This is a genomic window from Aeromicrobium sp. CnD17-E (assembly GCF_024124745.1).
In the GTDB taxonomy this organism is placed as follows: Bacteria; Actinomycetota; Actinomycetes; order Propionibacteriales; family Nocardioidaceae; genus Aeromicrobium.
Window position 1 is genome coordinate 17,465 of the sequence record NZ_JAMXRU010000033.1, and the last position, 12,339, is coordinate 29,803.

Consider the following 12,339-nt stretch of genomic DNA (forward strand, 5'->3'; position numbering starts at 1 on the left):
GACGCGGGTGCGGCGCCGCCTGGGATACTGGCGGTGATGAACCCCACCTACGCCGAGGTCGAGGCCGCCCTGCTGGGCCGCTGGCCCGAGACCAGGCTCGAGCCGTCGCTCGAGCGCATCACCGCACTCTGCCGCCTGCTCGGCGACCCGCAGGACGCCTACCCCGTCGTGCACCTCACCGGCACCAACGGCAAGTCGTCGACCGCGCGCATGGTCGACGCGCTGCTGCGGGCGCTCGACCTGCGCACGGGGCGGTTCACCAGCCCGCACCTGCAGAGCATGACCGAGCGGATCAGCCTCGACGGCGAGCCGCTCACCGAGGAGCAGTTCGTCGAGGCGTTCGCCGACGTCGCCGCGTACGCGCAGGTCGTCGACGACAGCCAGCCGCACCCGGTCTCGTTCTTCGAGCTGACCGTCGCGATGGCGTTCGCCGCGTTCGCCGACGCGCCCGTCGACGCCGCCGTCGTCGAAGTCGGCATGGGCGGCTCGTGGGACGCGACCAACGTCGCGCACGGCAAGGTCGCCGTGGTCACCCCGGTGGCCGTCGACCACGCCCGCTACCTCGGCGACACCGCCGCCGAGGTCGCCGTCGAGAAGTCGGGGATCATCAAGGCCGGATCGCACGCGGTGCTCGCCGCGCAGGAGCCCGACGTGCTCGACGTGCTCATGCGCCGCAGCCTCGAGGTCGGCGCCACGGTGCTGCGTGAGGGCGTCGACTTCGGCGTCGTCGAGCGGCTCAACGCCGTCGGCGGGCAGCAGGTCGCGCTGCAGGGGCTCAACGCGCGCTACGACGACGTGCTCCTGCGGCTGCACGGCGCCCACCAGGCGCAGAACGCCGCCGTGGCGCTCGCGACCGTGGAGGCCTTCGTCGACGCCGAGCTCGACGCCGACCTCGTGCGCGCCGCGTTCGGCGAGGTCACGTCGCCCGGTCGCCTCGAGGTCCTGCGCCGCAGTCCCACCGTGCTCGTCGACTCCGCCCACAACCCGCACGGCGTGCGGGCGGCGGTCGAGACGGTGCAGGACGCGTTCACGTTCAGCCCGCTGGTCGGCGTCGTCGGCGCCATGGCCGACAAGGACGTCGAGGAGATGCTGCGCGAGCTGGAGCCCGTCCTGGCGCACGTCGTGTGCACGCAGAACAGCCTCGACCGCTCGATGCGCGCCGAGGAGCTCGGCGAGCTGGCCGAGGAGGTGTTCGGCGAGGACCGCGTGACCGTCGTGCGCAGCCTCGACGACGCCCTCGTGCGGGCGATCTCCATGGCCGAGACCGGCGAGGGCATGGAGGAGGCGATCGGCAGCGGTGGCGTGCTGGTGATCGGGTCGGTCGTCACGGCCGGCGAGGCGCGCATCCTGCTCGGCGGCGGATCGGCCGGCGGTGCCGCATGAGGGGCATGTGCGCCGCGATGCTCACGTTCGAGGCGATCCTCCTCGGTCTCAGCACCCCGGTCATGATCACCGTCGAGGACGTGCCCGCCTCGACCGCGCTCCCGCTCGGGCTGGGGCTGGCGGTGCTGTGCATCCTCACCGCGGGCATGCTGCGCCGCCCCTGGGGCTACACCGTCGGGCACGTCATCCAGGTGGCGTCGGTCGCGCTCGGCTTCCTCGTGCCGGCGATGTTCTTCGTGGGCGGCATGTTCGCGCTCCTCTGGATCAGCGCGTTCGTGCTCGGCCGACGGATCGAGGAGGACAAGCGACGTTGGGCCGAGGAGGGCCCCGACCCGGCCTGACGTCCTCGCGCCACGGGCCTGTGGTGCCTACGGTGGGGTCATGGTGCGCGTGCTGGCGGTGTCCGACGAGGTGGTGGACTCGATCCACCACCCGCAGGTGCGCCGGCTCGCGCCCGACCTCGTCGTCGGCACGGGGGACCTGCCCTGGGACTACCTCGAGTTCCTGGCCTCGGCCCTGGACGTCCCGGTCGTCTTCGTCCCGGGCAACCACGACCCCGAGGTCGTCACGCGCGCGACCGGCTGGCGGGCGGTGCTGACCGGCGACGGCATGCCGCACGCCGACCCGCGGCCGCTCGGCTGCAGGAGCGCCGACGGACGGGTCGTCGAGGCGGCGGGCCTGCGGATCGCGGGTCTGGGCGGCAGCATCCGCTACAGCCACGGCGCCAACCAGTACACGCAGCGCCAGCTCGCGCGACGCGCCCGGCGGCTCCTGCGCCGCGCCGGCGGCGAGCCCGTCGACCTGCTGCTCACGCACTCCCCGCCGAGCGGCCTCGGCGACGAGGACGACCCGCCTCATCGGGGCTTCGACGCGCTGCACCAGGTGCTCGACGTCCTGCGCCCGACGTGGCACCTGCACGGGCACGTCCACCCCTACGGCATGGCCAAGCCCGACCGGCAGGTCGGACCGACCACGCTGCGCAACGTCATCCCCTACCAGCTCATCGACGTCGAGCCGATCCGTCGGCCGGTCGGCGTCGCCGCCGAAGGAGGCTCCGATGGTCAGTGACTCCGGCTCGCCCCGCGTGGACGCCGAGAGCGACTTCCTGCGCGCCCGCCGTGCGCAGGTGCTCGCGTCGCTGGCGGCGCGGCTGCGCAACGACCGCGACGACGTCGTGCGGTCGCTGTCCTTCGACGAGGTCGTGGAGGCCCTCGGTCGCCGTGGCGAGCACTACGTCGGCACGAAGGTCATCCCGCTCGACGCGATCGTGGGGTCCGTCGACAAGGAGCGCGACTTCGACCGTCGCTTCCGCCCGACGTCGACGCGCAGCCGCGAGCGCTGGGAGCGGCTGGCGCTGGCCACCCGCCGGGGCGAGGTCATCCCGCCGATCGAGGTGTACCAGGTCGGCGACTACTACTTCGTGCGCGACGGGCACCACCGCGTCTCCGTGGCCCGGAGCATGGGGGACTCGGTGATCGAGGCGCGGGTGACCGCCGTCGACACGCTGCTCACCCCCACAGGCGTCGACGTCCGGTCCGACCTGGAGCTCAAGCACTGGCGACGGCTCATGCTGGAGCGCGTCCCTTTCACGGGGGAGGCGCGCGCGGCGATCGCGTTCGACCACCCGGAGCAGTACGGCGAGATCGCCGAGACCGTCGAGGCCTGGGGGGCGCGGACGATGCATGCCGAGCGCGCCTACATGGACAAGCCGACGATGGCGGCGCGCTGGTACGCCGAGGAGTTCGAGCCCGTCGCGCGCCTCATCGAGGACGCCGGCGTCCGCGGGCCGAAGGAGCGTCTGGCCGCCGCGTACCTGCGGGTGGCCTGCGAGCGGTACCGCCTCATCCGCGAGCACGACTGGAACGCCGAGGTCATGGGGCAGGTTCGGGTCCGGTCCCGGCCGCCGCGCCGCTGACGCGCCCCGACGGCCGGGTCCTCGTCCGGCCTCCGACGGTCAGAGGCCGACCGTCAGGTTCTCGCCGCTCTGCGGGTCGAAGAAGTGCAGCCGGTCGGAGTCGATGAACAGGGTCACGTCGTCGTCGCCCTGCGCGCCGCTGGCCGCGTCGAGCGAGACGACGAGCTGCGTGCGCAGCGACTCGCTGTCGGCCTCGCGCGCGAGGTCGCGCAGCTGGTCCTGCACCTGCGCCTCGGCGTCGTAGGGCACGTACGCGTACTGCTGGTCGCCGAGCCACTCGCGCACGTCCACGTGCGCCTCGAACGTGCGCGTGCCGTCGACGGCGTCGTCGGCCATCACCGACACGTCCTCGAAGTGCTCGGGGCGGATGCCCGCGAGCAGCAGCCCCTTGCCCGCGGTGCGCTCGGCCTTGTCGGCGGGCAGCGGGAACGTGCCGAACGGGAGCGTGACCTGGCCGTCCTCGACGGTGGCGGGCAGGAAGTTCATCGGCGGGGAGCCGATGAAGCCGGCGACGAACAGGTTGACCGGCTGCTCGTACAGCTCGCGGGGCGACGCCAGCTGCTGCAGCACGCCACGCTTCATGACGGCCACCCGGTCACCGAGCGTCATGGCCTCGGTCTGGTCGTGCGTGACGTAGACGGTGGTGATGCCGAGCTGCTTCTGCAGCCGGGCGATCTCGGTGCGCATCTGGCCGCGCAGCTTGGCGTCGAGGTTCGACAGCGGCTCGTCGAACAGGAACGCCTTCGCGTCGCGCACGATCGCGCGACCCATGGCGACCCGCTGGCGCTGGCCGCCGGAGAGGTTGCCGGGCTTGCGCTCGAGGTGCTCGTCGAGGTCGAGCGTCCTGCTCGCCTGGCGGACCTTCTCGTCGATCTCCTTCTCGGGGCGCTTCTTCAGGCGCAGGGGGAAGGCGATGTTCTCGTACACGGTGAGGTGCGGGTAGAGCGCGTAGTTCTGGAAGACCATCGCCAGGTTGCGGTCGCGCGGGGCGAGGTCGTTCACCCGCTCGCCGCCGATGACCATGTCGCCGGAGGTGATGTCCTCCAGGCCGACGATCATCCGCAGCAGCGTCGACTTCCCGCAGCCCGAGGGCCCGACGAGGATCAGGAACTCGCCGTCGGCGACGTCGATGCTGACGTCGTTGACCGCGGGGAAGCCGTCACCGTACTTCTTGACGATGTTCTTCATCTCGATGGTGGCCATGGATCAACCCTTCACTGCGCCGGCGGTGAGGCCCGCGACGATCTTTCGCTGGAAGAACAGGACGAGGAGGATGACCGGCACCGTGGCGACGACGGCTCCTGCGGCCAGCAGCGAGGCCGGCCGGTTGAACGGGTCGGCGCCGACGAAGAACGACAGCGCCGCGGGGATGGGACGGGCCCGCTCGGTCGAGGTGAGCGAGATGCCGAAGACGAAGTCGTTCCACGCGAAGAAGAACGTCAGGATCGCGGCGGTGAACACGCCGGGCGCCGCCAGCGGGACGATCACCTTGCGGAACGCCTGCCACGACGTCGCGCCGTCGACCTGCGCGGCCTGCTCCATCTCCCACGGGATCTCGCGGAAGAACGCCGACAGCGTCCAGATCGCGAGCGGGAGCGTGAAGCTCATGTAGGGGATGATCAGGCCGATCCACGTGTCGTAGATGCCGAACGTGCGCCACATGTCGAACAGCGGGCCCACGAGGGAGACCACCGGGAACATGGCGATGACGAGCGCCGTGGTCAGCACGAAACGTTTGCCCTGGAACTCCAGGCGCGCCACCGCGTAGGCGGTCAGCGTGGCGAGCGCGACGGAGAGGATCGTGGCCGTCAGCGAGATGCCGATCGAGTTGAGGATGGCACGGCGGAACTGCTCGTCCTGGATGACGTCGACGTAGTTCTGCCAGCCCGCGCCACCGCCGCTCTGCGGGAGGAACCCGGGGCTGCCGTTCGTGACCGCCTCCTGGCTCTTGAACGACAGGGAGATGATCCAGGCCACCGGCAGCAGGCACCAGAGGAGGATGAGCACGAAGCCGACGAGCGTGCCGACCCGGTTGAGGGCGTTCTTGTTCATGTCACGCCTCCTGCCGCGCGTCCGCGAGGTTGACGCGGAAGATCTTGACGATGAGGAAGGCGACCACCAGCACCGAGAGGAACAGCAGCACCGAGAGGGCCGAGCCGATGCCCAGCTGGAACTGCTCGATCACCTGCCGGTAGGTCAGGAAGGAGATCGACTCGGTGCCGTTGGCGCCTGCGGTCATCACGAAGATGTTGTCGAAGATGCGGTAGGCGTCGAGCGCGCGGAACAGCACCGCGACCATGATCGCGGCGCGCATGTTCGGCAGGATCACCTTCCACAGCCGCTGCCACCACGTCGCGCCGTCGACCTTGGCCGCCTCGAGCATGTCCTCGGGCACCTGGGCCAGGCCGGCGAGCAGGAGCAGTGCCATGAACGGCGTCGTCTTCCAGATCTCCGAGACCATGATCGCGACCATCGAGCTCTCGTAGCTCGCGAACCAGTTGAAGTCGGAGCCGACGAACGGCAGCACGTCGTTGACGAAGCCGTTGGTGTTGGAGAACGCGAACTGCCAGGCGAAGCCGGAGACGACGGTGATGATGCCGTAGGGGATCAGGATCGAGGTGCGCACGAGCCCGCGGGCGAAGACCAGCCGGTGCATCACCATCGCGAAGACGAACCCGATCACGAGCTCGACGGCCACGGTCACGACCATGATGAAGACCGTGTTGCCGGTGTCCCGCCAGAACAGGCCGTCGGTGAGAGCCGTCGCGTAGTTGTCGAGCCCGACGAACTCCCGCTCGTCCGGTGCCGTCAGCGAGTAGCTGAAGAACGACAGGTAGAGCGCGCGCAGCATCGGGAACGCGGTGACGAGCAGCATCAGCGCGACGGCCGGTGCCACCAGCTTGAGCGCGAGCCGGTTCTCGGCGCGGGTGCGGTCGGAGGCGCGGTTGACGGTGGAGGTGCTCACAGCAGGGCCTCCCCTCGGAGGACGGCGCTCAAGAAGTCGGCCGACTTCCGGGGCGTGGTGTCGGGGTCGACCTGGCGCGGCGAGTGCCAGACGGACTGGATCGCGCTCGAGATCTGGCTGTAGAACGCGCTCTTCGGGCGCGGGCCGCCGGTGTCGATGCTGTCGGCCCACAGGGCGAGCAGGTCGGCGGGATAGGCGTCCTTGAGCGCCGCGGAGTCGTACACCGACTGGCGCGCCGGCATGAGGCCCTCGTTGACCGCGAGGTCGCGCTGCGCCTCGGCGTTCGTGACGCACACGGCTGCCTCCTGGGCGAAGTCGGGGTGCTTCGAGAAGGCGCCGACGCCGATGTCGATGCCGCCGATCGGGGGGCGGGACTCCTCGCCCTCGACGGTCTGTGGGTAGCGGGCCCAGCCGAGGTCCTCCAGCTCGTCCTCGTCCTTCGGTCCACCGGGCTTGCCGACGAGTCCCTCGTAGTTCTTGTAGACGAAGGTCCAGTTGGTCATGAACTCACCGGGCCCCTCGGCCGGGAACATCTGGCCGAGGCTGGTCCCCTCGTTCGACGTCGTGAGGTCGGGCTGCGCGGCCTTGGACCGCGCGAGCTTCTGGATGACGGCGGCGGCCTCCTTGCCGGCCGCGCTGTCGATCGTGACCTTGGCGTCGCGACCGTCCTCGACCGTGGACGGGTCGAGGATGTTGCCGCCCGCGCCCTGGACGAGGCTGTTGATCCACACGACGTACGCCTCGTACTTGTTGGCCTGCACGCCGACGGTGCCGCCCTCCTGCGAGGCGGCGTCGATCACCTGGTCCCAGGTGACCGGCGTGCTCATGTCGAGGCCGGCCGCCTGCGCGAGGGACTTGCGGTACCAGACCACCTGGGTGTTGGCCCACTGCGGCGCGGCGACGACCTGGTCGTTCCAGGTGACCGTCTCGGCAGCGCCCTTGAGGACGTCGTCGTCGAGCACGGCGGCGGCCTGCTCGCCCTCGAACGGCTTGAGCCACTTCGCGTTCGCGAACTCCGGCACGAACACCGGGTCGAGGCTCATCAGGTCGGTCGAGCTGTCGCCGGCCGCGAGACGGCGCGCGAGCTGGGTGCGCTGGTCGGTGGCGCTGGCGGGGAGCAGCTGGATGGCGATGTCGTAGTCGTCGGTGCTGCACTTCTCGGCCAGCGCGTTGAGCGTGTCCTGGCCGTCGGGGTTGATGTACCAGGTCAGCGTCGGCTTCCCGCTCGACCCGCCGCACGCGGCGAGCAGCGAGGAGCCGAGCGCGACGCTCGCGACCACCGCTGCGGTCCGTCGTCGTCTGCCCGTCATGAGCTGCCTCCCGTTCGCTCGTCCCGTCGTGATCGGCGCCACACGGGGACTCCTCAACGTAGGGGTGCGCCGACGACGACGCAAGCCAGGACCGGGACGATCGGTCAGGACCCGGCGGGCCGCGTCCACACGGTCGTGTCCGACGGGAGCCGGCCGTCGTCGAGGTCGCCGCTGGCCACGAGGACCTCGCCGGCAGGCAGGGGGACAGGGGCGTCGGACAGGTTCGTGCGCACCTCCGCGACGGGCACGCCGTCGGCGTCCACGAGTCGCAGGGCGAGCACGTCGGGCGGGGCGTCCGGCAGCCACGTGAGGGTGGTGGTGCCGAGCCCGAGCTCGCGACGGACGCGCAGGAGCCGTCGGTAGAGCTCGAGCGTCGAGCCCTCGACGCCACGCTGACGGCCGGGCACCAGGTCGGCGTACTCGGGCGGCTGCGGCAGCCACGGCTCGCCGGGACCGAACCCCAGCGACGGGCCGTCGGACGCCCACGGCACGGGCACGCGGCACCCGTCGCGGCCGTGGCGGGTGCCGCCCGAGCGCGCGAACGTCGGGTCCTGCAGCACCTCGTCGGGCAGCCGCGTGTGGTCGGGCAGGCCCAGCTCCTCGCCCTGGTACAGGTAGGCCGAGCCGGGGAGCGCGAGCATGAGTGCGGTGGCCGCGCGGGCACGGCGCAGACCGAGCACGGGGTCGGGCTGCTCGTCGTGCGGTCCGATCCCCTCGACCTCGGCCACCTGCGTCGCGTCGGAGCGGCCCAGACGCGTCGCGTGGCGCACGACGTCGTGGTTGGAGAGCACCCACGTCTGCGGTGCGCCGACGGCGCCGGCGCTGGCCAGGGCGTCGTCGACCGACGCGCGCAGGGCGTCGGCCCGCCACGGCGTCATGAGGAAGGAGAAGTTGAAGGTCTGGTGCAGCTCGTCGGGCCTGACGTAGGCGGCGAGGGCCTCGGCGGGCTGCACCCACGCCTCGCCGCACAGCATCCGGTCGTCGTCCTCGCCCCACAGCGCGGTCTGCGTGCCGCGGTACTCCTCGACGAGCGCGCGCCACCGGCGGTACACGTCGTGCACGCCGGGCTGGTCCCACATGGGCAGGAGGCTGCTGCGGTCGCGCGTCTCGTCGAGGGCGAGGTCGGCGTCGGGCAGCCCGTCGGCCTTCACCAGGCCGTGCGCGACGTCGATGCGGAACCCGTCGACGCCCCGGTCGAGCCAGAAGCGCAGCACCGACTCCAGCTCGGCGTGCACCTCGGGGTTCGTCCAGTCGAGGTCGGGCTGCGAGCTGTCGAAGAGGTGGAGGTACCACTCGCCGGGGGAGCCGTCGGGGTCGGTCGTGCGGGTCCAGGCCGGGCCGTCGAACTTCGACTGCCAGTTGTTCGGCGGCTCGGAGCCGTCGTCGCCGCGGCCCGGACGGAAAACGTAGCGGGCCCGCTCGGGACTGCCGGGGCCGGCGGCGAGCGCAGCCTGGAACCACGGGTGCTCGCTCGACGTGTGGTTCGGGACGACGTCGACGACGACCCGCAGGCCGAGGTCGTGGGCGCGCTCGACGAGGGCGTCGAAGTCGGCCAGCGTGCCGAACAGCGGGTCGACGTCGCGGAAGTCGGCCACGTCGTATCCGCCGTCGTTCTGCGGGGAGACGTAGAAGGGCGAGAGCCAGAGCGCGTCGACGCCGAGGTCGGCGAGGTGCTCCAGGCGCGACGTGATGCCGGGCAGGTCGCCGAGCCCGTCGCCGTCCGCGTCGGCCCACGAGCGCGGGTAGACCTGGTAGATGACGGCGTGGCGCCACCACGGCTGGTTGCTCACGGTTCCTCCGGGGCTCGCGGGTCGACGGTCGAGGACGCGTCGTGCCGCCGCCAGGTGGTGGGTGAGGGCCCGCGCCCCCGCCGCCGGAGGTCGTGTCCCACGCTACCGACGCAGCCACCACGGTCGGTCGGGGAGCCCTGCCCCCGCTAGGTTGAGGGCATGTCCCAGCGCACGCTCGTCCTGCTCAAGCCCGACACCGTCCGCCGCGGCCTCGTCGGCGAGGTCCTCCGCCGCTACGAGGCGAAGGGCCTCACGATCGTCGCGATGGAGCACCGCGCCATCGACGCCGAGCAGGCCGACGCCCACTACGCAGAGCACGTCGAGCAGCCCTGGTACCCGCCGCTGCGCGACTTCGCGACCTCCGGCCCGCTCGTCTCCCTCGTGCTGGAGGGCGACGAGGCGATCGCCGTCGTCCGCGCGCTCAACGGCGCCACCGACGGCCGCGCCGCCGCCCCCGGCACCATCCGCGGTGACCTCTCGCTGTCGAACCGCGAGAACCTCGTCCACGCGTCGGACTCCGAGGAGTCCGCCGCCCGCGAGATCGCCCTCTGGTTCCCGTCCCTCGCCTGACCCACGATTCTCCCTTTCTGCAACAGCACCCCAGGGGAGACGAACGCTTCTCCCTTCCCGTGGCACGGTCCACGGGAAGGGAGAAGCGTTGCCGATGCCGAGCTCACCGAGAGCGGCGCGATCGCTGCTGCGCGGCGCGACGTCGTCGTTCGCGTCGTACCCGTGGGGGGATCGGGAGCAGTGCCGCGTTCGGGAGCGCCTCCCAGCCGTGGGCGCGCGCCATGCGGTCGAGCTGGTCCATCACTGTCGTGGCGTGGTTGCGGACGGCGTACGAGGAGAAGGTGAGTCCGCTTCGTCCGCTGATCACGATCTCGTTCGCGCGCTCGAGGTCGCGGTCCCACTGCTCGACGGCGAGGTGCGGGATGCCGTGCACCTCCACGCCGAAGCCGAGCGCGTCGCACCAGACGTCGAGGTAGTAACGGCCGTCCCGGCTGCGCACCGGTCGCTGGCGGGTCGGCGTGGGGAGTCCCGCTGCTCGCCAGATCGTCGAGAAGTCGTGCTCGGGCACCGACTGGATCCCTCCGGCCGCGTCGAGGATGGACTGCACGATGACGGCTCGGTGCCGGCAGTGACCTCGCCGGGCGAGAGCTTCGCGCAAGGTGCGGGTGCTGACGAGGCCGGCCTGCAAGGCGGTGATCACGAGCCATCGCGCGTACCGCTCGGACTCGTGCCAGGCGGCAGCGTCGAGCACCGACCTTGCCGGTCGCGTCCGGCGCGGGGTTCGGCTGGGGTGGACGTCGAGGTCGCTGAGCTCGTGGGAGTAGTGCACAGTGGCGTGGCTCCAGGAGGGCGGCTTGGCGCCGGCGGGAAGCGTGACGTGGTGTCGGTCGTCATGCCCGTCCAGTCCGTCGTATCGCAGCGCCGTCGCGCCTGACAGGGCGGAACCCGCACGGGACGAGTGCAGCGCCACGAGGTCGCGCTCGAGCGGGGTCAGCGGCGCGTTGTGCAGTACCACGACCCCGCGACAGGGGCGCTGCCAGAGCCTGGTCTCGACGTGTCGTCGGACGGCGTACGTGCCGTGAGTGAGGTTGGCATCGGCGACGGGCATGACGGTCTGCATGCATCCAGGCTGTGGCGGACCGGCGCCCGGTTCCACCGCTTGCTCGGCGGGTGTGGACAACGACGCGGCGGCGACGGAGGCTGTGGACACCCGCCCGTCGTCGCGGGATCGGGTAGCACGATTCTCCCTCGGCGTGGTCAGTGCTTCTCCCTTCTCGTGGCACGGTCCACGGGAAGGAAGAACCTCTGCCCACTCGGATGGAGAATCGTGGCCGCGCCGACCGGAGGGGCCGGTCGTGCAGAAGGAGACTCGTCGATCAGGCGGGGTCGAGCGGGGGAGGGTCGGCGGGGCCCGCCCAGGGGACGACGACGTGGGCGAGGACGCCGTGGAAGCGTCCGCGGACCTCCTCCGGCAGCCAGACGACCTCGTGCGACTGCGAGGCGATGTCGACGGTGCCCTGGAGGGTCACGGCGTCGACCGCCTGGCGCGGCGCGTCGCCGACCCGGTCCTCGTACTCGACGAGGGTGACGCCGACGCTGATCGGCACCTCGTTGCGGTTGACGAGGCCGACGCCCCAGAACTCCGCCGGCTCGAGGGTCGCCCGCTCCTCGAGATCGACCATGACGGCCTCGACCGGGGCGACGACGCCGTCGAGGTCGACCTGCTCCATGGACTCGACGTGCACCTCGACACCGCGCACGTTGCGGGCGCCCTGCCCGTGGAAGTGCAGCACGTCGACGGCGTTCGCGCCGGGCGGCGCGACGACCTCGCCGCGGTCGATGCCGAGCACGGTGCCGACCTCGACGTTCGGCAGCTCACGGCCGTACACGTCGCGTGGGACGAAGCGCAGGACCGGACGCAGCCCGACCTCGGAGCCGTTGCGCAGCGTGACCGTCTGGTCGGGCGCGTCGGGATCGGTCGACTTCGGGACGTAGGAGAGCGTGATCGGCGGCTTGCGCCGGTTGAACAGACCCATGGCAGGAGAGCCTACGGACGTCGGCTCAGTACCAGCCGGCACCCTGCTTGAACGACCACGCCTCGCAGGGGGAGCCGTAGCGGTCCTGGATGTATCCGAGGCCCCACCGGATCTGCGTGGCGGGGTTGGTCTGCCAGTCGGAGCCGGCCGACGCCATCTTCGAGCCGGGCAGGGACTGGGGGATGCCGTAGGCACCGGAGCCGGGGTTCTCGGCGTCGACCTGCCAGCCGCTCTCCTGCGTCCAGATGTTGTCGAGGCACTGGAACTGGCTGGCGTCCCACCCGAAGTCGGAGAGCATGGCCTGCGCGACGGCGCGCGGGTCGGCGTCCTCGAGCGCCTTCTGACGAGCGGCCTCCGCCTTCGCCTCGGCGGCGGCCTTGCGGCGCGCCTCGGCACGGGCTGCGGCCTCGCGGGCCTCGTCGGCGGCGCG

12 protein-coding genes and 1 pseudogene are annotated in these 12,339 nt (G+C 71.5%); 5 read left to right on the plus strand and 8 right to left on the minus strand.

Annotated features, from left to right (window positions below):
- The first annotated feature begins 36 nt into the window (after nucleotides 1-36).
- From NH339_RS08510 to NH339_RS08525, 4 genes are read left to right on the plus strand one after another with little or no spacing between them, the layout of a single operon-like run.
- Nucleotides 37-1,383 carry a folylpolyglutamate synthase/dihydrofolate synthase family protein gene (locus tag NH339_RS08510; RefSeq protein WP_253024360.1) on the plus strand — a complete coding sequence of 449 codons (1,347 nt, stop codon included), beginning with the start codon at nucleotides 37-39 and terminating at the stop codon, nucleotides 1,381-1,383.
- On the plus strand, nucleotides 1,380-1,724 hold the full coding sequence (locus NH339_RS08515; protein WP_253024362.1) for a DUF4233 domain-containing protein: 345 nt from the start codon (nucleotides 1,380-1,382) through the stop codon (nucleotides 1,722-1,724). The genes NH339_RS08510 and NH339_RS08515 overlap by 4 nt, the downstream gene beginning before the upstream one ends.
- Nucleotides 1,725-1,764: 40 nt before the next feature.
- Complete coding sequence (locus NH339_RS08520) at nucleotides 1,765-2,451, plus strand: metallophosphoesterase (RefSeq protein WP_253024364.1); 687 nt, start codon at nucleotides 1,765-1,767, stop codon at nucleotides 2,449-2,451.
- Nucleotides 2,441-3,298, plus strand: coding sequence for a hypothetical protein (locus tag NH339_RS08525; RefSeq protein WP_253024366.1), 858 nt, complete (start codon nucleotides 2,441-2,443; stop codon nucleotides 3,296-3,298). The genes NH339_RS08520 and NH339_RS08525 overlap by 11 nt, the downstream gene beginning before the upstream one ends.
- Nucleotides 3,299-3,337: 39 nt before the next feature.
- Here the strand turns inward: NH339_RS08525 and NH339_RS08530 are convergent, their stop codons facing one another.
- The 5 genes from NH339_RS08530 to NH339_RS08550 form a co-directional block, all read right to left on the minus strand.
- Nucleotides 3,338-4,501, minus strand: a complete 1,164-nt coding sequence (locus NH339_RS08530) for an ABC transporter ATP-binding protein (RefSeq protein WP_253024368.1) — start codon at nucleotides 4,499-4,501, stop codon at nucleotides 3,338-3,340.
- Nucleotides 4,502-4,504: 3 nt separating this feature from the next.
- On the minus strand, nucleotides 4,505-5,350 hold the full coding sequence (locus tag NH339_RS08535) for a carbohydrate ABC transporter permease (RefSeq protein WP_253024370.1): 846 nt from the start codon (nucleotides 5,348-5,350) through the stop codon (nucleotides 4,505-4,507).
- A gap of 1 nt (nucleotide 5,351) precedes the next feature.
- Nucleotides 5,352-6,263, minus strand: coding sequence for a carbohydrate ABC transporter permease (locus NH339_RS08540; protein ID WP_253024372.1), 912 nt, complete (start codon nucleotides 6,261-6,263; stop codon nucleotides 5,352-5,354).
- Nucleotides 6,260-7,573, minus strand: coding sequence for an extracellular solute-binding protein (locus tag NH339_RS08545; RefSeq protein WP_253024374.1), 1,314 nt, complete (start codon nucleotides 7,571-7,573; stop codon nucleotides 6,260-6,262). Before NH339_RS08545 ends, NH339_RS08540 begins: the two co-directional genes overlap by 4 nt.
- A gap of 104 nt (nucleotides 7,574-7,677) precedes the next feature.
- Nucleotides 7,678-9,363 (minus strand): glycoside hydrolase family 13 protein, encoded by a 1,686-nt coding sequence (locus tag NH339_RS08550; RefSeq protein WP_253024376.1) that lies wholly within the window; start codon nucleotides 9,361-9,363, stop codon nucleotides 7,678-7,680.
- A 159-nt stretch (nucleotides 9,364-9,522) separates the two neighbouring features.
- On the opposite strand from NH339_RS08550, the gene ndk reads away from it, so the two are divergent.
- Nucleotides 9,523-9,933 carry a nucleoside-diphosphate kinase gene (gene ndk / locus NH339_RS08555; RefSeq protein ID WP_253024378.1) on the plus strand — a complete coding sequence of 137 codons (411 nt, stop codon included), beginning with the start codon at nucleotides 9,523-9,525 and terminating at the stop codon, nucleotides 9,931-9,933.
- A gap of 103 nt (nucleotides 9,934-10,036) precedes the next feature.
- Here the strand turns inward: ndk and NH339_RS08560 are convergent, their stop codons facing one another.
- The 3 genes and pseudogenes from NH339_RS08560 to NH339_RS08570 form a co-directional block, all read right to left on the minus strand.
- Complete coding sequence (locus NH339_RS08560) at nucleotides 10,037-10,993, minus strand: hypothetical protein (RefSeq protein WP_253024380.1); 957 nt, start codon at nucleotides 10,991-10,993, stop codon at nucleotides 10,037-10,039.
- A gap of 256 nt (nucleotides 10,994-11,249) precedes the next feature.
- The gene (locus tag NH339_RS08565; protein ID WP_253024382.1) at nucleotides 11,250-11,909 is read right to left on the minus strand and encodes a hypothetical protein; all 660 of its coding nucleotides are present in this window, start codon (nucleotides 11,907-11,909) and stop codon (nucleotides 11,250-11,252) included.
- 25 nt (nucleotides 11,910-11,934) lie between these two features.
- A pseudogene (locus NH339_RS08570) lies at nucleotides 11,935-12,339 on the minus strand (lytic transglycosylase domain-containing protein); the annotation flags it as partial.